This is a genomic window from Shewanella sp. SM71 (assembly GCF_025653905.1).
Classification (GTDB): Bacteria; Pseudomonadota; Gammaproteobacteria; order Enterobacterales; family Shewanellaceae; genus Shewanella; species Shewanella oncorhynchi.
The window spans coordinates 20,121-42,366 of sequence record NZ_JAKKRW010000022.1 but is presented as its reverse complement, the minus strand read 5'-3'; the positions used below and the strand labels follow the sequence as shown (position 1 = coordinate 42,366).

The following is a 22,246-nucleotide window of genomic DNA, read 5'->3' as shown; positions in this document are numbered from 1 at the left end:
GATTATGCCTTATATCAAGATACCACGGAAATGTTGAGCGCATTTCGATTCGAAATCCGTGAAGACATAGGCATTCAAGCCCGAATAGTTTGCTGGAAATAACGAAAGCTCAGCATGTTAACAATATTAATCTTGCCCAAATGCAGCCGAACAATAAAAACCTAGCATTTGTGAGGGTATCGCCCTTGGCAAAAGCCAACAGCTAAAAGTGTGGACAAAGCTGGTCAGCAGCCGTAACAGCAGGTAAAATGTCGCGCTATTTTTATTGGTCATCTTAGGGCGACACAACTGATGAGTAAGAAACTCCATATCAAGACTTGGGGCTGTCAAATGAATGAGTATGACTCATCCAAGATGGCTGATCTGTTAGGCGAATACCAAGGTTATACCTTGACTGAAGAAGCGTCTGAGGCAGATATTCTCCTGCTCAACACTTGTTCTATCCGCGAAAAAGCGCAAGAAAAAGTGTTCCATCAGCTAGGACGCTGGAAGACGCTTAAAGATAAAAATCCTAATTTGATTATTGGCGTGGGCGGCTGCGTTGCCTCACAAGAAGGCAAAGCCATTAAAGACAGAGCCCAATGTGTCGACATTATTTTCGGACCACAAACCTTGCACCGTCTGCCCGAGATGATCGAGCAAGTGCGCCGTGGTGATAAAGCGGTTATCGATATCAGCTTCCCTGAAATCGAAAAATTCGACCGTCTGCCAGAGCCACGCGCCGAAGGCCCAACCGCGTTTGTGTCTATCATGGAAGGTTGCAGCAAATACTGCTCGTTCTGTGTTGTACCTTATACTCGCGGCGAAGAAGTCAGCCGTCCATCGGACGATATTATCCTTGAAATCGCCCAATTGGCGGAGCAAGGTGTGCGCGAAGTAAACTTGCTCGGCCAAAACGTGAATGCCTATCGCGGCGCAACTCACGATGGCGCAATTTGTACTTTTGCGGAATTACTGCGCTTCGTGGCAGCCATCGACGGTATCGACCGTATCCGCTTCACGACCAGTCACCCGATTGAATTTACACAAGATATCATCGACGTTTACGAAGATACCCCTGAGCTTGTAAGCTTCTTGCACTTACCAGTGCAATCGGGTTCTGACCGTATTCTCACAGCGATGAAACGCGGCCATATGGCGATTGAATATAAGTCAATCATCCGCCGCCTGCGTAAAGCCCGTGAAGGGATTCAAATCAGCTCGGACTTTATCATTGGCTTCCCTGGCGAAACCAAAGAAGACTTTGCCGATACCATGAAGTTGATTGAAGACATAGGTTTCGACCACAGCTTCAGCTTTATCTATAGCGCACGTCCGGGCACGCCAGCGGCAGATTTACCCGATAACGTCGATATGGAAGAGAAAAAACAACGTCTGGCGATTCTGCAAGACCGCATCACCCAGCAAGCCATGCGCTACAGCCGCCACATGATGGGCACAGTGCAACGTATTCTGGTTGAAGGACCATCGGTGAAAAATCCTATGGAACTGCGCGGCCGTACTGAGAACAACCGAGTCGTGAACTTCGAAGGTCAGCCAAAACACATTGGTACTTTCGTGGATGTCGAAATCGTCGACGTTTACACTAACTCACTGCGCGGTGTCTTTATCCGCGGCGAAGATGAAATGGATCTACGTCGTAGCCTGCGCCCGGCTGAAATTCTAGCCAAGCGCAAGCAAGATGATGAACTGGGTGTGACTCAATTTAAGCCATAAGCTTTAAATCGGCTTAAACAGTACCGATATCAGTACCTATATAAAGAAGGGCGACTTAGTCGCCCTTTTGCTTTCACGCACTTTTGTTTAAGTCTACCGAGGCAATTGTTATTTTCCGTTAGCAATTATCGGCTATGGCTCGTAAACTAAAATTATCTTGCGATGGTTAACCAACCTCGTACCTTGCTTTCTTATTCGCTATTGGGAGTGCTATTTGTCCAGTAAATTAACTACCATGAATCTGTATCTCGAACCCGCAGAAACACGCCGTTTGGCTTCACTGTGCGGTCCATTCGATGACAATATCAAGCAGATAGAACGTCGCGTTGGCGTTGAAATCGTCCGTAAGAACAATCATTTCCAGATCACCGGACTGCCACGCAATTGTTTAAGCGCCAACAACTTACTAAAAGAACTCTACATCGAGACCCAAACGGTTAAAGGCAGCACGCCCGATCTTGAGCCTGAGCAAGTCCATATCGCCATTCAAGCGGCCATTGCCCTAGAGCAAGCAGACGCTAACGACGACAGCGGTATTAATATCAAAACCCGCCGCGGTGTCATTAAGCCACGCAATCCGAATCAAAGCTTGTATGTGGCCAATATTACGCGTCACGATATTACCTTCGGTATTGGTCCTGCAGGAACGGGCAAAACCTACCTTGCCGTAGCAGCGGCAGTAGATGCGTTAGAGCGCCAAGAAGTGCGCCGCATTCTGCTGACTCGCCCTGCGGTGGAAGCGGGTGAAAAACTCGGTTTCTTACCCGGTGACTTAAGTCAAAAGGTAGACCCCTATTTGCGTCCGCTCTACGATGCCCTGTTCGAAATGCTTGGCTTTGAAAAAGTGGAACGCTTAATCGAAAAAAATGTAATAGAAGTGGCACCGCTTGCCTATATGCGCGGTCGTACCTTGAACGATGCCTTTATTATTCTCGATGAAAGCCAAAACACCACAATCGAGCAGATGAAGATGTTCCTTACCCGTATCGGTTTCAATTCCCGTGCGGTGATCACAGGCGACATCACTCAAACCGACTTACCTAAACATCAAAAGTCAGGGCTACGTCACGCGATTGAAGTGTTAAGCCAAGTCGAAGAAATCAGCTTTAACTTTTTTGTCTCCCAAGATGTAGTGCGCCACCCAGTGGTTGCCCGTATCGTTGAAGCCTATGAAGCCTTCGAGTTAAAAGAGCAAACCTTAAAAGCCAAAAAAGAAAGCCAGTACCAAAAGCAACAGCAGGAAGCCGCAACACATGAGTCTTGAGTTAGCCTTAGATATTCAACATGCCAGCACCAGTGAGTGGCTACCAACGGACGAACAATTCGCCCTTTGGGTCACTACCGCAATTGGCAATAGCATGGATGAAGCTGAATTAACCATACGTATCGTCGATAGCCGCGAGAGCCAAATGCTCAACAATACCTATCGCGGTAAAGACAAACCGACCAATGTACTGTCATTTCCCTTTGAAGCACCACCAGAAATTGAACTTCCTTTACTCGGAGATCTTGTCATTTGCGCGGCAGTCGTTGAAAATGAAGCCCGTGAACAACAAAAACCACTAGAAGCGCACTGGGCACACATGGTTGTACATGGTTGCTTGCATCTGCTAGGGTATGATCACATCGACGATGAAGAAGCCGAAGAGATGGAGTCATTAGAGACTCAACTCATTGAAAGCTTAGGTTTTACTGACCCATATAAGGAACAATAATTAGCTAAGATAATCCCTATCAAAAGCTAATGAGAAAACTATGAGTGACGATATCCCCCCTAGTACGAACGCCCACAAGAAAGGTTGGTTTGATAGAGTAAGTCAGCTATTTCAGGGCGAACCTCAAAATCGCGAAGATCTAGTTGATGTGATTGATGGTGCCGAGCAGCGCGATTTGATCACCCAAGACACCCGCGAGATGATAAAAGGTGTATTAGACGTTTCTGATATGCGTGTTCGGGATATCATGATCCCAAGAGCTCAAATTGTCGCCCTCCAGATAGACAACTCGGTCGAAGAGTTACTTGCGACTGTGATTGGTTCAGGTCACTCGCGCTTCCCCGTCGTTAACGAAGATAAAGACCATATCGAAGGCATATTGCTTGCCAAAGATTTGATCCCTTACGGTTTCTCCAACAGTGATGAGCCCTTCTCACTGGATCGCGTGATCCGTCCCGCCGTGGTTGTGCCCGAAAGCAAACGCGTCGATGTTCTGCTAAAAGAATTCCGCTCTCAACGCTACCATATGGCGATTGTGGTTGACGAGTACGGCGGCGTATCGGGTCTTGTGACTATCGAAGATATTCTTGAAGAAATTGTCGGCGAAATTGAAGACGAATTCGACCACGATAGCACTGAAGAAACCGAGATCCGCAAAGTTGGTAACACGGTTTATATGGTTAAGGCTTTGACGCCAATCGAAGATTTCAACGAAGAATTCAACACTGAATTCAGCGATGAAGAGTTTGATACCGTCGGTGGCTTAGTCTCACACGCCTTTGGCCATCTGCCAGAACGCAACGAGAGCATCATCATTGAAGGCATAGAATTTAAAGTCATCAATGCTGACACTAGGCGTTTAATCCAACTCAGAGTTAAACTCCCCGATCCTAATACTGGCGAAGACGTAGAATAATCACTCGTGCTAAAAAAAATCCGGGCTTTTGCCCAACAACAGTCCCAACCTAGTGCTGTGAGACTCGTACTGGCATTTGCCCTTGGCGCCAGTACGGCGCTTTCATTTGCGCCCTATTCCATTTGGATAATCTATCCGTTTGCCATGGCTATTGCCCTCTGGCACAGCCGAACGCTGAGCGCTAAGGCAAGCTTTTACTATTGGTTAAGCTTTGGATTTGGCTGTTTTGCCGTAGGGATCAGCTGGGTTCACGTGAGCATGGATACCTTTGGTGGTATGCCGCTCATTGCCTCCGTTGGGTTAATGGCCTTGTTAGCCTTGTATTTAGCCTTGTATCCCGCGCTAACTGGTTTAGCGCTGGTTTGGTTAACTAAAACGCTGAGCCATGATGGTGATACTCGATTTGGTCTTTGGCGTAATCTCGCCCTATTCCCCGCGTTATGGATCTTGACCGAATGGGCTCGTGGCTGGGTAATGACAGGCTTCCCTTGGTTATGGGCGGGTTACTCGCAAACTCAAGGGCCGTTAAAACCCCTTGCCAGTATCATAGGCACACTGGGAATAAGTTTTGTATTGGCCATGCTCGCTGGTGCATTAGCGCTTTGTTTTACTAAGCGTTATAAGAGTTTACTGCTTTTAGTGCCGCTCAGTATCCTGGCCGTTTGGGCTGCGCCTAAACTTTGGGAGATTCATCCTACGGGTGAAAATGTTAAAGTGGCACTGGTACAAGGCAATATTCCCCAAAGCATGAAGTGGGAACCCGATGCCCTGTGGCCGACGCTGTTAAAATACATGGATTTATCCCGCGAACATCTGGATGCCGATATCATTATTTGGCCAGAAGCAGCAATTCCAGCGCCAGAATCTATGGTGCAGGACTTTTTAGATAACGCCAATAAAGTCGCCAATCTAAACCATACCTCAATTATCACAGGCATTATTAGCCATCAAAACAATGAGTTCTATAATTCATTGATTGTGCTTGGTAATCATAATCAGAAACAACAAGCAGGCCCAGACTATGAGGGCGATGGTAGCAATCAATTTAAGAAACACCATCTGTTGCCAATTGGCGAGTTTGTCCCCTTTGAAGCGCTGCTGCGCCCGATAGCACCTTTCTTTAACTTGCCCATGTCGTCCTTTACGCGAGGCGAATATCAACAGCCTAATCTCAGCGCACTAGGCCATAAAATCGCGCCAGCAATTTGTTATGAAATAGCCTTTCCCGAACAGTTGCGCGACAACGTTAATCAAGGGACAGATATACTATTAACTGTCTCTAACGATGCATGGTTTGGTAGCTCAAATGGGCCATTACAGCATATGGAGATCGCTCAAATGCGCGCGGTTGAATTGGGTCGGCCTCTATTACGCGCAACCAACAATGGCGTGACAGCCATAGTCGATGAGCATGGCAATATCACAGCGTCATTGCCACAATTTGAAATAGGTGTGCTAAGTGCAACCATTCCATTAGTCACAGGGCAAACTTGGTTTGCAAAATTAGGCCAAATGCCCCTACTGATACTCTGTGGTTTAATCGTTCTGCTTGGTCTTGCCCGACGTTTTAAAGCGCAATAGGATTTAGGCCGTGCATTACCAAGTTAATAAACAAGATGTAGCAGGTTTTACCCTAATTGAACTTGTCGTTGTGATTATTGTGCTTGGGATCTTGGCTGTGATCGCCGCGCCTAAATTTATCGGTTTAAGTAAAGAAGCGCGGGTACAAACCTTAAGCCAAGTACAGACCAGCGTTAAAACAGCCAATATGCTAGCTTACTCAAAAACCCAAATGCCTAGCCTACTGAGCCAAGCGGTAGCTGGGCGCGATGATATTATTGATATCGACCTCAATGGTGATGGCACTCCAGATACACGATTAAAATGGGGTTACCTCGATAATACCGACGTGGAAAAATGGATCACCTCAGATGATAAACTTATCATTCAATATCAAGGCATTGATATCACTTATATAGGTTACGATCTTAACAACAATTCCTTAGTGAATGATGACCAATGCTATTTCCGCTACACCCAAGCCAGCGATGCCAACACTGCGCCTCAATATGATATCAACACCCAAGGTTGTTAGGCTGACACTCAGTTAACCTGTGTTATCCCGCAATTGTCTGCGAATACATTAGGCTGATTGCGCGTTCCACGTTAAGGTGAACGATTAGACGTGGCCTTATACCAATCACAGTAACTGTGTCTGCATAGCCAATATGATTGGTACCATTACCTCGTTCCTTAACCAAGGTACACAGTCAAGGCAACTCTATGGCACAGCTTCGCGTGCGCTACCAAACCCACGAATTTGGGGATCTCGACATTCATGTCAGAACCCTAAGAAATAACCAAGAATTTGAAGACATAGATGGCGAAGCTGAAAAGCTCGGTATTTCCTCCGCAACTTGGCCATTATTTGGCATAGTTTGGCCGTCTAGCCAAGTGCTATCCCATCATATGGCCGATTATCAAATTGATAATAAACGCATTCTTGAAGTTGGCTGCGGTATAGGGCTGGCAAGTCTAGTGCTAAACCACAGACATGCCGATATCACAGCAACCGACTATCACCCCGAGTCAGAGAATTTCCTTAAGCAGAATGTCGATTTAAATCATGGTCGTGCGATTCCATTTGTTCGAACTGGGTGGGCAGATGCACAAACTAATTTAGGTTTATTTGATCTCATTATCGGCAGCGATCTCTTGTACGAACAAGAACATGCCGATCTCTTATCACAATTTATTGAGCAGCATGCTAAACCAATTTGTGATGTAGTCTTAGTCGATCCCGGTCGTGGTAATCATGCCAAATTCAGCAAACGTATGGTGACCTTAGGTTACGAACATACACAACATAAACCCATTCACACTGAATTTTTATTGGCGCCCTTTGGCGGTCAAATCCTCAGCTATTCTCGTACCAACAGTTGATACAACACTAATTAGTGCATGTTTTCATGCCGCAACATAATGCAGATATGAGCCATTTAGGTCTAATAGAACTCAAAAAAAACGACGCTGAGGCGTCGTTTTAGCTGCATAACATCATCACCTTGATTAAGGCGTTAGCGGCTCGCGGGTAAATTCTTCATGATCACACTCTGGACAATCAGGGATGGGACTTGGAAATTCAATACTCATTTCATTGCCACAGTTAGTGCACACCATGATGCCCTGATTCACTATGTCACCACTCTTGTAGTAGCCTTGGTGCTTAAAATCTTGCGTTAACTCATGCCATTCTACTTGGCTGCGGTCGGTGATTTCACTGAGCCAATGCCAAAGCGTATTCTCTAAAGTAATCACGGTTGGGCTATGACTCAAACTATCCGCGTTCTGCTCACGGAGAAAACTCGTAATATCACGCTTTAAGAATTGTTCGACTAAAGCGAGTTCATCTTCCCCTGCCTGTTCTTTAAGACGTAAATACTCCTTACCTTGAGTGACAGAGTTGAATAAGTTCTTTACAGTCATAGTGTTATCTTCTGCAAATTGAGATTTCACTTCGGTAATTAAGGCTTGATACAGTCCTAGTAACGCGTTACTTCTATCATTCATAACCAATACTCCTTCATACGAACCTTTTTAATGCATCGCTTCTAGTTTATTCTATGCAGATCTTACTCGCGCTGATATGGCGTTAGATCCAATAATAGGCGGCACTGCCGGAAATAGAGTGATGCAAGAGCAATATAATCCCTCAGAAATTGAAGCCTTAGTGCAAAAGCACTGGCATGACAACAAAACCTTCGAAGTCACTGAAGACGCAAACAAAGAAAAGTTTTATTGCCTTTCGATGTTTCCGTACCCTTCTGGCAGACTCCACATGGGACACGTACGCAACTATACCATAGGTGACGTAGTTGCACGCTTTCAACGTCTTCAAGGCAAAAACGTGCTCCAGCCTATTGGTTGGGACTCATTTGGTTTGCCCGCAGAAAATGCCGCAATTAACAACAAGACTGCGCCTGCACCATGGACCTATGAAAACATAGAATACATGAAGAACCAGCTGAAATTGCTGGGTTTTGGTTACGATTGGAGCCGTGAAATCGCCACTTGTACCCCTGAATATTATCGCTGGGAACAATGGTTCTTCACTAAGTTGTACGAGAAAGGCCTAGTCTATAAAAAGACAGCTTCAGTCAACTGGTGTCCAAACGATGAAACCGTACTGGCGAACGAGCAAGTTCAAGACGGTTGCTGCTGGCGCTGTGATACCCCTGTGGAACAAAAAGAAATTCCACAGTGGTTTATTAAGATCACTGCCTATGCAGAAGAATTGTTAAACGATATCGATACCTTAGATGGCTGGCCTGAACAGGTTAAGACCATGCAGCGCAACTGGATTGGTCGCAGCGAAGGTGTAGAAATGACCTTCGGCGTCGCAGGTCACGATAAAACCTTCGATATCTATACCACACGTCCAGATACCTTAATGGGTGTGACCTATGTGGCGATTGCCGCAGGTCATCCATTAGCTGAAATCGCCGCGCAAACCAATCCTGAGCTTGCCGCCTTTATCGATGAGTGCAAAAACAGCACAACATCTGAAGCCGAACTCGCGACTATGGAAAAACGCGGTGTCGCTACAGGGCTTTTCGCCATTCATCCGATCACTGGTAAGCAAGTGCCGATTTGGGCAGCTAACTTTGTGTTGATGAACTATGGCACAGGTGCCGTAATGTCAGTTCCTGGGCACGACCAACGTGACTTTGAATTTGCAAAAAAATACGGTCTAGCAATTGAGGCTGTGATCAAGCCTGTTGATGGCGAAGTGGACATTCGCGAAGCCGCTTATACCGAAAAAGGCGTACTGTTTAACTCGGGTGAGTTCGACGGTTTAGACTTTGAAGCAGGCTTTAATGCCATCGCTAATAAGTTAGTCGCCGAAGGTAAAGGCAAGCGCCAAGTCAACTATCGTCTACGCGATTGGGGTGTTTCACGTCAGCGTTACTGGGGTGCACCTATTCCTATGGTGACCTTAGCCGACGGCACTGTGATCCCAACGCCTGCAGATCAACTGCCAGTATTACTGCCAGAAGATGTCGTGATGGACGGTATTCAAAGCCCAATCAAGGCCGATAAAGAATGGGCCAAAACCCAAGTCAACGGTCAAGATGCGCTGCGCGAAACCGATACCTTCGATACCTTTATGGAATCCTCTTGGTATTATGCCCGTTACTGCAGCCCGCATGCAGACGAAATGTTAGATCCCGCTAAAGCCAACTACTGGCTACCTGTGGATCAATACATTGGCGGTATCGAACACGCTTGTATGCATTTGTTATATTTCCGCTTCTTCCACAAATTACTGCGGGATGCGGGTCTGGTTAACTCTAACGAGCCAGCCAAACAACTGCTGACCCAAGGCATGGTGTTGGCCGATGCTTTCTACTACATCAACGAAAAAGGCGCCCGTGTATGGGTTTCGCCTTTAGATGTAGCGACTACAGAAAAAGACGACAAGGGCCGTATTACTAAGGCTATCGACAAAGACGGCAACGAGCTGGTTTATACCGGCATGTGCAAGATGTCTAAGTCGAAAAACAATGGTATCGATCCTCAAGTCATGGTCGAAAAATACGGTGCCGATACGGTTCGCCTATTTATGATGTTCGCCTCACCACCAGAATTAACTCTGGAATGGCAAGAGTCTGGCGTTGAAGGCGCACACCGCTTCATTAAACGTCTGTGGAAACTTGCAAACGAGCATGTGAACCAAGATAACAGCGAAGCCTTAGATGTCAGCAAGTTAACTACCGATCAAAAAGCGCTGCGCCGTGAAGTCCACAAGACGATCGCGAAAGTGACCGACGATATCGGCCGCCGTCAAATGTTCAACACTGCGGTTGCCGCCGTGATGGAACTGATGAACCATCTGCAAAAAGCACCACAAACCATAGGCCAAGACAACGCCATTATCGGCGAAGCCTTATCCGCCATAGTGCGTTTGCTGTACCCTATCATTCCGCATGTGAGCTTTAACCTGTGGAACGAGTTAGGTAATGCAAGCAACATCGAAGACAGCCAATGGCCAATCGTTGATGAAGCTGCGCTAGTTGAAGACAGCAAGCTCATCGTTGTGCAAGTCAACGGTAAAGTTCGCGCAAAAATCACAGTAGCCGCCGACGCTGATAAAGAATCAGTAGAAGCCTTAGGCATGAGTGATGAACACGTGATCAAATACCTAGACGGTCTGACAGTACGTAAAGTGATCTATGTGCCGGGCAAACTGCTCAGCATAGTGGCCAATTAACGGCTGCTAATAACTCGCTATACTCAAAGCCAATGAAGTTGCAGCATAGCTGCAACTTCAAGTCAGCAGGGTATACCACGAATAGGAAACCGCGAAATCTATGCTAATCAAACGCATATGCTTCGCAATCATGGCACTAGTCATTATGACCAGCGCTGGTTGCGGTTTTAAGCTTCAACGCAGTTATCAGATCCCTGATGCCCTCAATCATTTGAGTTTGAGCAGTGTGGATGAATACAGTGAACTCACTCGTTTGGTGCGTGAACGCCTGCGCTTGAACAATATCCAAGTTGTCGACGCCGCAGAGAATGTTCCAGTATTAAGATTAATCACCGACTCCCTTGAACGCTCGACCTTATCTTTGTATCCCACAGGTAACGTCGCCGAGTATGAGCTGATTTATTTAGTCGAATTTGCTGTGGCACTGCCAGGTAAAGAAGCGCAGCCTTTCAAGGTTGAAATTCGCCGCGACTACTTAGACGATCCACGTACCGCATTGGCAAAGAGCCGTGAAATGGAATTGCTGACGAAGGAAATGCGTATCCAAGCTGCCGATCGTATTCTGCAAGCAATGGCCAGTACTGAGGTGAATTAATGCGGGGCTATCATTAAATGAGAGTCTATCCAGACCAACTCTCCCGCCACCTTAACCAGTTATTTCCTTGTTATCTGATTTTTGGGGATGATCCTTGGTTGATTGAAACCACCAAAGATCAGATCCGCCAATTCGCCAAGCGTCAGGGATTCGATGAAAAAGTCCAACTCATTCAAGAGACGGGCTTTAATTGGAACGATCTGACTCAGGAATGGCAGGCCATGAGCCTGTTTTCCAGTAAACGCTTGATTGAGCTAACCCTTCCCCAAGCTAAGCCCGGTGCCGAAGGCTCAAGCACACTGCAAGCCCTATTGCAGACGCCCAATCCCGATATGCTGTTGATTATCGAAGGGCCAAAGCTCGCCACAGAGCAAACCAACAGTAAATGGTTTAAGACCTTAGATGCCCATGGCATGTATCTGCCCTGCGCTACGCCAGAGGGCGAGCAGTTTATGCGCTGGCTCGATGGCCGCATCAAGCACTTTAAGCTCAATCTGCAGCCTGATGCCCGTGCTATGCTGCATTCTCTGTATGAAGGGAATTTACTGGCCGCCGATCAAGCCATGCAGTTGCTGCAACTCCTGAGCCCAACAAAACCCGTCAGTGCCGACGAACTGGGCCACTATTTTGAAGATCAGTCGCGCTTCACCGTATTCCAACTCACGGATGCATTGCTGAATAATAAACAGGATAGCGCGCAGCACATGCTAGCCCAGCTCAATGGCGAAGGCACTGCCTTACCTATCCTGCTGTGGGCCTTGTTTAAAGAACTCGGTTTGTTATTCAATTTGAAATGCGAGCAAGCCCAAGGCGTTGCGCTCAGTGCACTCTGGGGTAAACATCGAATTTGGGATAAACGTAAACCACTGTATCAAGCGGCGCTGCAACGACTCAGCCTTGAACAACTCGAACATATGCTCGCCCTTGCCTCGAAACTTGAGCTCAACTTAAAGCAGCAGGGTAAAGAGGATTGGACCGGTCTGAGCCACCTGTGTCTGTTATTTGATCCTAGAGCCCATCGGCACCTGGCACATATAGCCATAGACTAATCATTGATTAACCAAAGAGTTGATATGCGTATTGGTATTTTAGGCGGCACCTTTGACCCGATACACTATGGTCATATCCGTCCGGCGATGGAAGTGAAACAAGCATTAGCCTTGGATAAAATCCTACTGATGCCGAACCATATTCCGCCCCATAAACAGCAGCCGAACTTAACCACAACACAGCGCCTCAAAATGGTAGCTGATGTCTGTCAGAAACTCGACGGATTTGCACTGTGCGACATCGAAGCTAAACGTGACACGCCTTCCTACACAGTTGTCACGCTTGAGCAGCTGAAAGCCTTACATTCGGAAGACGAGCTGTTTTTTATCATGGGGATGGACTCTTTCCTCCAATTAAAAAGCTGGTATGAGTGGCAACGCCTGTTCGACTTTGCCCATCTCGTTGTCTGCCAGCGCCCGGGTTGGCAGCTCGATGCAGAACATCCTATGCAGCAGATATTGACGGCCCGCAGTCAAGCGCCCCAAGGGACAGACGAAGGTCGTACTAGCAGTGTCCATAAAAACTGTGGGCAGATTTTCCCTGTAGCGATTACACCACAGGATATTTCCTCAACTCAAATCCGCGAACAACTGGCAAAAGGCGAAATTCCCACCGATTTACTCATGCCCGTCACGCTAGATTACATCCAAAATCAACGACTTTACTTACCTTAGCTCGAACCGTAAGCAGATATCGCCAACTCAACTGCCAATGACAATGTATTCCCAGCAGCAACACTGGTATACTACCGCGCTATTTAAAATTAATGAGGTACGCCAGCGTGCAGAGCGCGGAATTAAAACAGTTTGTTGTCGACAAGATCGACGACTTGAAAGCCAGAGACGTTGTTGTTCTGGATGTCAGCAAGCAATCTAACATCACTGACTACATGGTCATATGTTCAGGTACATCAAAGACTCACGTTAAAGCTATCGCCGAAAACCTTGTGGTTGAAGCGAAAAAAGCCGGTATTCCACCTTTAGGTGTTGAAGGCCGCGAAAGCAGCGAATGGGTTCTTGTGGACATGGGCGATGTGATCCTGCACGTTATGCAAGATCAAACCCGTGATTTCTACCAGCTTGAAAAGCTCTGGTCAGAAAAGCAAGACTGATGAAGTTACAGCTCATCGCAGTAGGAACACGGATGCCCGATTGGGTTACCCGTGGTTTCGAAGAATACCAGCGCCGTTTTCCCCGTGATATGGCGCTGGAGCTTATCGAAATACCCGCTGGAAAGCGGGGGAAAAATGCCGACATTGTCCGGATACTTCAAAAAGAAGGCGAACAAATGTTGGCGGCCATTCCCAAAGGCAATCATATTGTTAGCTTAGATCTCCCCGGCAAAAACTGGACGACCCCCGAGCTAGCAACCGCACTGACTAAATGGCAACTCGATGGTCGCGACGTCAGTTTACTGATTGGTGGACCTGAAGGATTAGCACCAGCTTGCAAAGAAGCGGCAAACCAAAGTTGGTGTCTATCGGCATTAACCTTACCTCACCCACTCGTACGGGTGGTGGTTGCCGAAAGTTTGTACCGCGCGTGGAGCGTGAACACGAATCACCCCTACCATAGAGAATAGCGGGATCTTGATGTTAACGAGTGTCAACCACCCGTCATGGGATCAGCCGGAGATAGCATAAGTGTCGCCAAAAAAGCGGATAACAATGCATGATCACGCCGCCGAGGCGTCTCTTTTTAAGCGCAGGGCGCTTTTCACTTTTTTTTGCGTTTTCGCTCTATTTTGCGTATTAGTCACCAACCTTTATCATTTACAGGTTGAATCCTATAAAGATTATGCAACTCGCTCAAATGATAATCGCATCCGTGTTGTTCCAATTGCCCCTAGTCGTGGTCTCATTTACGATCGCAACGGCATACTTTTAGCTGAAAATTTACCCTTTTATTCCCTCGATCTCGTACCCGAAAAAATCAGTAACATGTCAGAGACCTTAGATGAACTCGGCAAGTTAATTGAGATCAGCGATGACGAGCGCGAAACCTTTACTGACGCCCTGAAATTTCATCGCCGTTTCAAACCGCTAACACTGAAAAACCAGCTCACCGAAGAACAAGTGGCCATTTTTAGTGTTAACCAACACAGATTTCCGGGTATTTCGGTCGAAGCGGGTCTTAAACGTAACTATCCCTACGGCGCGCAAATCACTCATGTGCTGGGCTATGTAGGCAAAATTAACACCCGAGATCGCGCCCAACTTGAACGCAGCGATCTGTGGAAAAACTATGCGGCAACCAAAGACATTGGTAAGCAAGGCATTGAAAAATTTTATGAATCTTTGCTGCATGGTAAACCCGGACACTTAGAAGAAGAAGTGAACAACCGCGGCCGCGCCATTCGCACCTTAAAAATTGTTCCGCCAGAGCCGGGGCAAGATATTTACCTCACCTTAGATCTCAAGCTGCAACAAAAAGCGGTGGAACTACTCACAGGTCTGCGTGGTTCTATTGTTGCCATCGATCCCCGTGACGGTGGAGTATTAGCTATGGTATCGAGCCCAAGCTATGATCCAAACCAGTTTGTACAAGGCATTAATAGTAAAGATTACAGTGCGTTACTCAATGATAAATCCCGTCCTTTGATCAATCGCGCGACTCAAGGTCAATATGCACCTGCGTCTACCATCAAGCCTCACCTCGCACTGTTAGGCCTTGATGAGAAAGCCATTAGCGAGAGTACCCGAGTGTGGGATCCCGGTTTTTGGCAAATACCTGGTGTTGAACGTAAATACCGCGACTGGAAACGCTGGGGGCATGGCTGGGTCAACGTTTATAGCGCGATTGTAGAATCCTGCGATACCTTTTTCTATGAGTTAGCCTATAAGGTCGGTGTCGATCATATCGCCCGCTTTATGGAACAATTTGGCTTTGGCCAAAATACAGGGATTGATATCTTTGAAGAATCGGCTGGCAATATGCCATCCAAGGAATGGAAACGCTTAAAGTACAATCAAGCTTGGTATATAGGCGACACCATTTCCGTCGGTATTGGCCAAGGTTATTGGACGGCAACGCCATTACAACTCGCTAATGCCGTTGGGATTATGGCCAACAAAGGCCGCCGTCTCCCGCCACATCTGCTGAGATCCATTAAAGACAATACTGCCAAAATTGACTCACCGATTAATGAGTTACCGCCAATTGAACTTAAAAATCCCCGTAACTGGAACATCATCAACGAAGCTATGCGCCAAACTGCAAATAAGTCACGCTTTACCGATGCCACTTACACTGCCGCAATGAAAACCGGTACTGCACAGGTCATTGGCGTGGCGGAAAATACTAAATACGATGCCAGTAAAATTGCCGAACATTTCCGCGATAATGCTTTAGTTGTGGCCTATGCGCCCTTCGAGGATCCTAAAATCGTCCTCGCCGTCGTGATGGAAAACGCAGGTTGGGGCGGCGCAAATGCTGGCCCAGTCGCTCGAGCTATGCTCGATGAATATATGCTTAGAGATACTTGGAAACCCATACCATGAGTACCCATAGCCAATATCAAAACATCTGGCAACGCTTGCACATAGACTTGCCATTATTGCTCGGACTATTAGCTGTGATGGGCTTTGGCCTGTTTGTCATCTATTCTGCCAGCGGTGCAGATTTAGAGATGATGGAACGACAACTATTCCGTATGGTGTTGTCGCTAGGCATCATGTTTACCATGGCACAAATCAATCCTGAAGCGCTTAAACGTTGGGCATTACCCATTTATCTTGCGGGGGTTGTCTTGCTGCTTGGGGTACACTTTTTCGGTGAAATCAATAAAGGCGCGCAGCGCTGGTTGAACTTAGGCTTTATGGAGTTCCAACCCTCAGAGCTTATTAAACTCGCCTTCCCCATCACAATGGCTTGGTATATCAGTAAGTTCCCTCTTCCCCCCAAGAAACGTTACCTCGCTGGCGCAGGAGTGATTTTACTTGTACCAACCCTATTGATCGCTAAACAACCCGACTTAGGCACCTCAATTTTGGTGGCCGCATCGGGGATTTTCGTGCTGTTTTTATCGGGTATGAGCTGGATCATTGTTGGCAGCTTTATCGCGGCAGTACTCGCCTTCCTGCCGATCCTTTGGTATTTCTTGATGCACGATTACCAAAGAACGCGGGTATTAACCCTGCTCGATCCAGAGCAAGATCCCCTCGGCGCGGGTTATCACATTATCCAGTCGAAAATCGCCATCGGCTCAGGTGGGCTTTGGGGCAAAGGTTGGCTCGAAGGCACTCAATCACAGCTTGAGTTTATTCCCGAGCGCCATACCGATTTTATCTTTGCGGTGATCGGTGAAGAATTTGGCTTAATTGGCAGTATCTTACTGTTAATTATGTACCTTTACATCATAGGCCGTGGGTTAGTCATCGCCTCCCGCGCACAAACCAGTTTCGCTCGTCTACTGGCAGGCAGTATCACGCTGACGTTTTTCGTTTATGTTTTTGTGAATATTGGCATGGTTTCAGGTATCCTGCCCGTGGTAGGTGTACCACTGCCCCTTGTCAGTTATGGTGGAACCTCCATGCTGACATTGATGACAGGGTTTGGCATTCTTATGAGCATTCATACCCATAGACGTTTCGTAGATAGATAATTTTAGGGACTTTTTTATGCCTACTCTCCGAGCTTATTTGGCTCCACTCGGTTTACTGTGTTTAAGTTCATGCTTAGTCGCATGCACCACGGCAAATGAACCGACACCCGCGCAGGCACCCGCTTCAAGCACGCCAGTGGCTCCAGCAGTGGATAAAGTATTAGTACCCGCCACTCCCGCTGAACTCAAAGAAGAGTTTATCCAAGCTCAAGTAAAACAAGGTTTTACTCGGACAGAAGTGCTCGCTTTTCTCGACAAAGCAAAATACAACCAAGGGGTTATCGATGCGATGACCCGCCCATGGGAAGCAAAACCTTGGCATGTGTATTACCCGATTTTTTTAACAGAAAAACGTCTTGATGCTGGGCTCGCTTTTTGGAAAAAACACGAGAAAACCATTGCTAAAGCCGCAGCTAAGTACCAAGTCGACCCACAGATTATCGTTGCCATTATTGGGATTGAAACCTTCTACGGCCAGTTCACAGGTAATTACCCTGTAATTGATTCCCTCTATACCTTAGGTTTTCACTATCCGCCTCGCGCCACCTTTTTCCGCAAGGAATTTGGTGAGTTGATGAAATTAGTCAAAGAAGAACACTTAGATATCAATACCCTCAAAGGCTCCTATGCGGGTGCCATGGGTTATGGGCAGTTTATTCCCTCAAGTTACCGCCATTACGCCGTCGATTTCGATAACAGTGGTAACCGCGATTTATTGCAAAGCCCAGAGGATGCGATTGGCAGTGTTGCCAATTATTTCCATGAACACGGTTGGCAAGCCAATGCTCCTGTTGCTTTACCGCTGGTCAATAGCAGCCAAACAGCGCCAAAAGCGAAAGTATGGGCAGGCGAAAAGCTCAATTATAAAGTCGCCAATATTCTAACGCCAACCTTGTCCTTGGCTGATGCGAGGGACTTGGATGTCTCGCAAAAAGCCTTACTCATTAAACTGGAACAAGCCGATCACGATGATTATTGGATTGGCTTAAACAATTTTTATGTAATCACTCGCTATAATCGCAGTCCTTTGTATTCAATGGCCGTTTATCAATTTAGCCAACAATTAAAGGAACAGCATGCCGCTAAAAAATAATCTTTTACAGCTTGTCGCTTTGGTTGCGTGCTTCACACTTGTTGCGTGTTCTTCGAGCCCAAACCAAGCTAGCTCCAGCACAAACAAAAAAAATATGGACCCCAACAAGGGGCGCTATTCGCTAAAGAATGACAAGCTGCCACTCAATCCACCCAATGTGGACCATGTGCCAAATGCCACGCCTAAGTACGAGCCCTATAGTCGCCGCGGTAACAAGCCTTATACGGTTTACGGCGAGTCTTACACTGTGATGAACACAGGCCAAGGTTTTAGTGAAACGGGCCGTGCCTCATGGTACGGTGAAAAATTTCATGGCTATGAGACATCCAATGGCGAACCCTATGACATGTATTCCATGTCGGGTGCCCATAAAACGCTGCCACTGCCAAGTTATGCTCGGATCACTAACTTAGATAACAATAAGCAAGTGATCATTCGTATCAACGATCGCGGGCCATTCCACTCAGACCGTATTCTCGACGTCTCCTACGCCGCCGCCTATAAACTCGGCATGCTCGGCAAAGGAACCGCGCGGATCAAACTCGATGTGGTGTATGTCGGCAGTGTCGCGGCCACTAATTCGGCTATTGCCAGCGCGCAAGATACAGGTAATCATTACATTCAGTTAGTCGCATCGAAAGATAAAGCCAAACTCAATACCATGGCGAAAAATCTGGAGCGAAAATATCAGGTAAAGACCCGTGTACAAGCCGCAAACAATATGTTTAGACTACAGCTCGGCCCCATAGGCCAACCTGAATTAGCAGACAAACTGCTCAATAACGTCCAGCAAAATGGCTTTCCTGAGGGCTATATAGTCCATGAGTAATTACTGTTTGCTCGGACCAGAATTGATTTAAAAATAGAGATGAAGGAACCTTCACTAAAACCCACAGTCAGAAAGTGGTACACTGTTGGAGATCTTCTCGAATCCTTTCCATTTAATACAACCAAAAGACGTGCCAAGTTAATGATGAATTTTGTAAAAAGTCCCATTAAAACATTGCTGCTAATTTCCAGTGTGTCTCTCCCCGTTTATGCTGCGCAGCCTATTATTACACCTGATGCACCTGCAGTGGCCGCCAAGGCTTTCGTCTTGATGGATTATAATTCGGGCCAGATTATCGCTGAGAGTAACGCTTATGAAAGCCTTAACCCAGCCAGCCTAACTAAAATGATGACCAGCTATGTCATAGGTCAAGAAATCAAAGCGGGCAATGTCTCGGTCGATGATGATGTGACTATCAGTAAAAATGCCTGGTCTAAAAACTTCTCTGACTCCTCGAAGATGTTCATTGAAGTCGGTACTACCGTTAAAGTTGGGGATTTAAACCGCGGTATCATCATCCAATCGGGTAACGATGCGTGTGTGGCTATGGCAGAGCATATCGCTGGCACCGAAGGCGCCTTCGTTGACATGATGAACTCATGGACAAAACAGCTGGGTATGCGTGACAGTTACTTCGAAAACTCCCATGGATTAGACTCAGAAAACCACAAAACAACTGCCTATGATATGGCATTGTTAGGTGCAGCCTTAATCCGCGACGTTCCAGAAGAATACCGCATCTATAGCGAAAAATTTTATACCTTCAACGGTATCAAACAATATAACCGTAATGGTTTGTTGTGGGATAACAGCATGAGCGTGGACGGTATCAAGACAGGCCACACTTCTGGTGCAGGTTACAACTTAGTGGCATCTGCAACCAAAGACGGCATGCGTTTGATTTCTGTGGTTCTGGGTACTCAAAGTGAATCAGCCCGTAAAGCTGAAAGTAAAAAGTTACTGACCTATGGCTTCCGTTTCTTTGAAACTGTCACGCCTTACAAAGCGGGTGATAGCTTCACAACCCAACAAATATGGTACGGTGACAAGAGCACTGTTGATTTAGGCGTCGCAACTGATACACCGATTACGATCAGCCGTGGCCGCGGTAAAGACTTGAAAGCAAACTTCGAATTGACTAAGCCATTAGATGCACCGTTGAAAAAAGGTGAAACTGTAGGCCGTCTATTCTTCCAACTTGATGGTAAAGACATTGCCCAGTTCCCACTGGTGACGTTGCAAGAAGTCAACGAAGGTAGCTGGTTTAGTAAATTAGTCGATTACTTTAAGCAGATGTTTTCTGGATGGTTTAGCTAAGCTAAGTCCCATAAATAAAGCCACCTTAGGGTGGCTTTATTTTTTTGGGGAGTGCATCGCCCTTGAATCGGGTATAATCGCCACCATATATATCCCAATATAGCCGCTAAGAGTACTGAGTATGTTAGACACTAAATTTGATGAACTGATGGATTTCCCTTGCGCATTTCCTTTTAAGGTCGTCGGTGAAGCCCACGAAACGCTAACTGACAAAGTCGTGGCTGTGGTACAAAAACATGCACCGGGTGATTATTCACCTTCGACAAAAACGTCGAGCAAAGGTAGCTATCACTCCATTACTATCCGCGTGACAGTGACCAGCAAAGACCATATCGAAATTTTGTACACTGAACTTGCCGCCATCGAAGGCGTACGCCGCGTACTATAAATATTCCTCAAGGCCATGAAATGTGATCTGTCTTACATTTATGGTCAAGAGGCGTATAATAGCGCCACTCAATTCTAAGGGGAGAGGTTGCCCTTGCAAGACACGACTTTGCACATTCGGCATCTTGGAAAACAAGATTACGAATCAGTGTGGCATGCCATGCAGCACTACACTGACACGCGTAATAGTGAGAGCCCAGATGAGCTGTGGATAGTAGAACACCCCCCCGTGTTTACCCAAGGCCAAGCTGGTAAAAGCGAGCATATTTTGAATGCTGGCGATATTCCTGTGATCCAAGTGGACCGTGGTGGCCAAGTCACTTACCACGGCCCTGGACAACTAGTGGTATATCCTCTTCTCGACATAAAACGTAGTAAAGTCGGCGTGCGTCAACTCGTTACTCATATAGAGCAAAGCATTGTCGATATGCTCGCCAAGTACGACATTAACGCTTATGCCAAGGCCGATGCGCCGGGCGTATATGTGGATGAACGTAAAATTGCCTCCCTCGGATTACGCATCCGTAAAGGCTGTTCATTCCATGGATTAGCCCTTAATGTCGATATGGATTTAGCACCATTTCGCCGCATCAACCCTTGTGGTTATGCCGGTCTTGAAATGGTGCAATGCAAAGCACTTGGCGGACCACAAACCGTGATTGAAGCGGGCGAGCAACTTACTATTACTTTTAGCCAATTACTGGGCTATCAACACCTAGTTCATCATCAAGGATTAGCAGCGTCATGAATAGGCCTGAACGTTTACAACCCGGAGTAAAACTAAGAGATGCCGATAAAGTGTCTCGTATTCCGGTCAAAATCGTCCCATCAGAGCGCGACACTATGTTGCGTAAACCCGATTGGTTACGGGTTAAACTGCCGGCATCGAATCAACGCATTTTAGACATCAAGCAAGCGCTGCGTAAAAATGGCCTGCACTCTGTCTGTGAAGAAGCCTCTTGCCCTAACCTTGCGGAATGCTTCAACCACGGCACAGCAACCTTTATGATTTTGGGTGCGATTTGTACTCGTCGTTGCCCATTCTGCGACGTGGCCCATGGTCGTCCGCTTAAGCCTGATGCTGAAGAGCCAGTTAAATTGGCGCAAACAATCCGCGATATGAAGCTGAAATACGTGGTAATTACCTCTGTAGATCGTGACGATTTACGTGATGGTGGCGCCCAGCATTTTGCCGATTGTATTCGTGAGATCCGCAAACTAAATCCTGACATCAAGATCGAAACCTTAGTGCCTGATTTCCGTGGTCGTATCGATGCTGCCTTAGATATTTTATCGACTGAGCCGCCTGATGTGTTTAACCACAACTTAGAAACGGCGCCCATGCATTATCGTAAAGCGCGCCCAGGTGCGAATTACCAATGGTCGCTCGATCTGCTAAAACGCTTTAAAGAACGTCATCCAAATGTGCCCACTAAATCAGGCCTGATGATGGGACTGGGTGAAACCAACGAAGAGATCGCTCAAGTACTGCGTGATCTGCGAGAACATAAGGTTGAAATGCTGACCTTAGGCCAATACCTACAGCCGTCTAAGTTCCATTTGCCGGTTGAACGTTATGTGCCACCAGCCGAGTTTGATGAGCTTAAAGCCTTAGCCGATGAGTTAGGTTTTACCCATGCAGCCTGTGGCCCATTAGTGCGCTCAAGCTACCATGCGGACCTGCAAGCCCAAGGTAAAGAAGTGAAATAACCTTCTTGCTTAGATGCAGAGCTTAGGTGATGTAGATTTCAAGGT

General features: G+C 46.8%; 22 protein-coding genes. 21 read left to right on the top strand and 1 reads right to left on the bottom strand.

Going from position 1 to position 22,246, the window contains the following annotated elements; all coding sequences use genetic code 11:
• The first annotated feature begins 291 nt into the window (after window positions 1-291).
• From miaB to L5L97_RS18800, 7 genes are all read left to right on the top strand, one after another.
• Entirely contained in the window at window positions 292-1,716 is a 1,425-nt protein-coding gene (miaB, locus tag L5L97_RS18830; RefSeq protein WP_006082739.1) for a tRNA (N6-isopentenyl adenosine(37)-C2)-methylthiotransferase MiaB, read from the top strand.
• A 214-nt stretch (window positions 1,717-1,930) separates the two neighbouring features.
• A complete protein-coding gene (locus L5L97_RS18825; RefSeq protein WP_028761469.1) occupies window positions 1,931-2,980 on the top strand; it encodes a PhoH family protein in 1,050 nt (349 codons plus the stop codon).
• Complete coding sequence (ybeY, locus tag L5L97_RS18820; RefSeq protein WP_105251690.1) at window positions 2,970-3,431, top strand: rRNA maturation RNase YbeY; 462 nt, start codon at window positions 2,970-2,972, stop codon at window positions 3,429-3,431. The genes L5L97_RS18825 and ybeY overlap by 11 nt, the downstream gene beginning before the upstream one ends.
• Before the next feature lie 40 nt (window positions 3,432-3,471).
• Window positions 3,472-4,347, top strand: coding sequence for a CNNM family magnesium/cobalt transport protein CorC (gene corC, locus L5L97_RS18815; protein WP_006082742.1), 876 nt, complete (start codon window positions 3,472-3,474; stop codon window positions 4,345-4,347).
• Between the two features lie 6 nt (window positions 4,348-4,353).
• A complete protein-coding gene (gene lnt, locus L5L97_RS18810; RefSeq protein ID WP_263183442.1) occupies window positions 4,354-5,928 on the top strand; it encodes an apolipoprotein N-acyltransferase in 1,575 nt (524 codons plus the stop codon).
• Between the two features lie 10 nt (window positions 5,929-5,938).
• A complete protein-coding gene (locus tag L5L97_RS18805; RefSeq protein ID WP_263183441.1) occupies window positions 5,939-6,442 on the top strand; it encodes a type II secretion system protein in 504 nt (167 codons plus the stop codon).
• A 188-nt stretch (window positions 6,443-6,630) separates the two neighbouring features.
• Window positions 6,631-7,290: a class I SAM-dependent methyltransferase gene (locus tag L5L97_RS18800; protein WP_131523229.1), complete on the top strand. Its 660-nt coding sequence runs from the start codon at window positions 6,631-6,633 to the stop codon at window positions 7,288-7,290.
• Between the two features lie 126 nt (window positions 7,291-7,416).
• Here L5L97_RS18800 and L5L97_RS18795 read toward each other — a convergent pair whose 3' ends face one another.
• Entirely contained in the window at window positions 7,417-7,917 is a 501-nt protein-coding gene (locus L5L97_RS18795; protein WP_028761474.1) for a zinc ribbon-containing protein, read from the bottom strand.
• Window positions 7,918-8,038: 121 nt separating this feature from the next.
• Here L5L97_RS18795 and leuS point away from each other — a divergent pair, with 121 nt between their 5' ends.
• From leuS to lipA, 14 genes are all read left to right on the top strand, one after another.
• Window positions 8,039-10,618 carry a leucine--tRNA ligase gene (gene leuS, locus L5L97_RS18790; protein WP_263183438.1) on the top strand — a complete coding sequence of 860 codons (2,580 nt, stop codon included), beginning with the start codon at window positions 8,039-8,041 and terminating at the stop codon, window positions 10,616-10,618.
• 100 nt (window positions 10,619-10,718) lie between these two features.
• Window positions 10,719-11,213 (top strand): LPS assembly lipoprotein LptE, encoded by a 495-nt coding sequence (gene lptE, locus L5L97_RS18785; RefSeq protein ID WP_263183436.1) that lies wholly within the window; start codon window positions 10,719-10,721, stop codon window positions 11,211-11,213.
• 17 nt (window positions 11,214-11,230) lie between these two features.
• The gene (gene holA / locus L5L97_RS18780; RefSeq protein ID WP_263166984.1) at window positions 11,231-12,262 is read left to right on the top strand and encodes a DNA polymerase III subunit delta; all 1,032 of its coding nucleotides are present in this window, start codon (window positions 11,231-11,233) and stop codon (window positions 12,260-12,262) included.
• Between the two features lie 24 nt (window positions 12,263-12,286).
• On the top strand, window positions 12,287-12,937 hold the full coding sequence (gene nadD, locus L5L97_RS18775; RefSeq protein WP_263183433.1) for a nicotinate-nucleotide adenylyltransferase: 651 nt from the start codon (window positions 12,287-12,289) through the stop codon (window positions 12,935-12,937).
• Between the two features lie 107 nt (window positions 12,938-13,044).
• On the top strand, window positions 13,045-13,374 hold the full coding sequence (gene rsfS, locus L5L97_RS18770) for a ribosome silencing factor (RefSeq protein ID WP_006082751.1): 330 nt from the start codon (window positions 13,045-13,047) through the stop codon (window positions 13,372-13,374).
• Window positions 13,374-13,844, top strand: a complete 471-nt coding sequence (rlmH, locus tag L5L97_RS18765) for a 23S rRNA (pseudouridine(1915)-N(3))-methyltransferase RlmH (protein ID WP_006082752.1) — start codon at window positions 13,374-13,376, stop codon at window positions 13,842-13,844. Before rsfS ends, rlmH begins: the two co-directional genes overlap by 1 nt.
• A 61-nt stretch (window positions 13,845-13,905) precedes the next feature.
• A complete protein-coding gene (gene mrdA / locus L5L97_RS18760; RefSeq protein WP_131523225.1) occupies window positions 13,906-15,762 on the top strand; it encodes a penicillin-binding protein 2 in 1,857 nt (618 codons plus the stop codon).
• Window positions 15,759-16,865, top strand: coding sequence for a rod shape-determining protein RodA (rodA, locus tag L5L97_RS18755; RefSeq protein WP_028761480.1), 1,107 nt, complete (start codon window positions 15,759-15,761; stop codon window positions 16,863-16,865). Before mrdA ends, rodA begins: the two co-directional genes overlap by 4 nt.
• Window positions 16,866-16,881: 16 nt before the next feature.
• A complete protein-coding gene (gene mltB, locus L5L97_RS18750; RefSeq protein WP_263183431.1) occupies window positions 16,882-17,958 on the top strand; it encodes a lytic murein transglycosylase B in 1,077 nt (358 codons plus the stop codon).
• Window positions 17,942-18,787: a septal ring lytic transglycosylase RlpA family protein gene (locus tag L5L97_RS18745; protein ID WP_131523223.1), complete on the top strand. Its 846-nt coding sequence runs from the start codon at window positions 17,942-17,944 to the stop codon at window positions 18,785-18,787. Before mltB ends, L5L97_RS18745 begins: the two co-directional genes overlap by 17 nt.
• Window positions 18,788-18,928: 141 nt before the next feature.
• A complete protein-coding gene (locus L5L97_RS18740; protein ID WP_028761483.1) occupies window positions 18,929-20,104 on the top strand; it encodes a serine hydrolase in 1,176 nt (391 codons plus the stop codon).
• Between the two features lie 121 nt (window positions 20,105-20,225).
• The gene (ybeD, locus tag L5L97_RS18735; protein ID WP_006082758.1) at window positions 20,226-20,492 is read left to right on the top strand and encodes a DUF493 family protein YbeD; all 267 of its coding nucleotides are present in this window, start codon (window positions 20,226-20,228) and stop codon (window positions 20,490-20,492) included.
• Between the two features lie 93 nt (window positions 20,493-20,585).
• Window positions 20,586-21,239, top strand: coding sequence for a lipoyl(octanoyl) transferase LipB (gene lipB / locus L5L97_RS18730; RefSeq protein WP_028761484.1), 654 nt, complete (start codon window positions 20,586-20,588; stop codon window positions 21,237-21,239).
• Window positions 21,236-22,201, top strand: coding sequence for a lipoyl synthase (gene lipA, locus L5L97_RS18725; RefSeq protein WP_028761485.1), 966 nt, complete (start codon window positions 21,236-21,238; stop codon window positions 22,199-22,201). Before lipB ends, lipA begins: the two co-directional genes overlap by 4 nt.
• Window positions 22,202-22,246 lie beyond the last annotated feature (45 nt).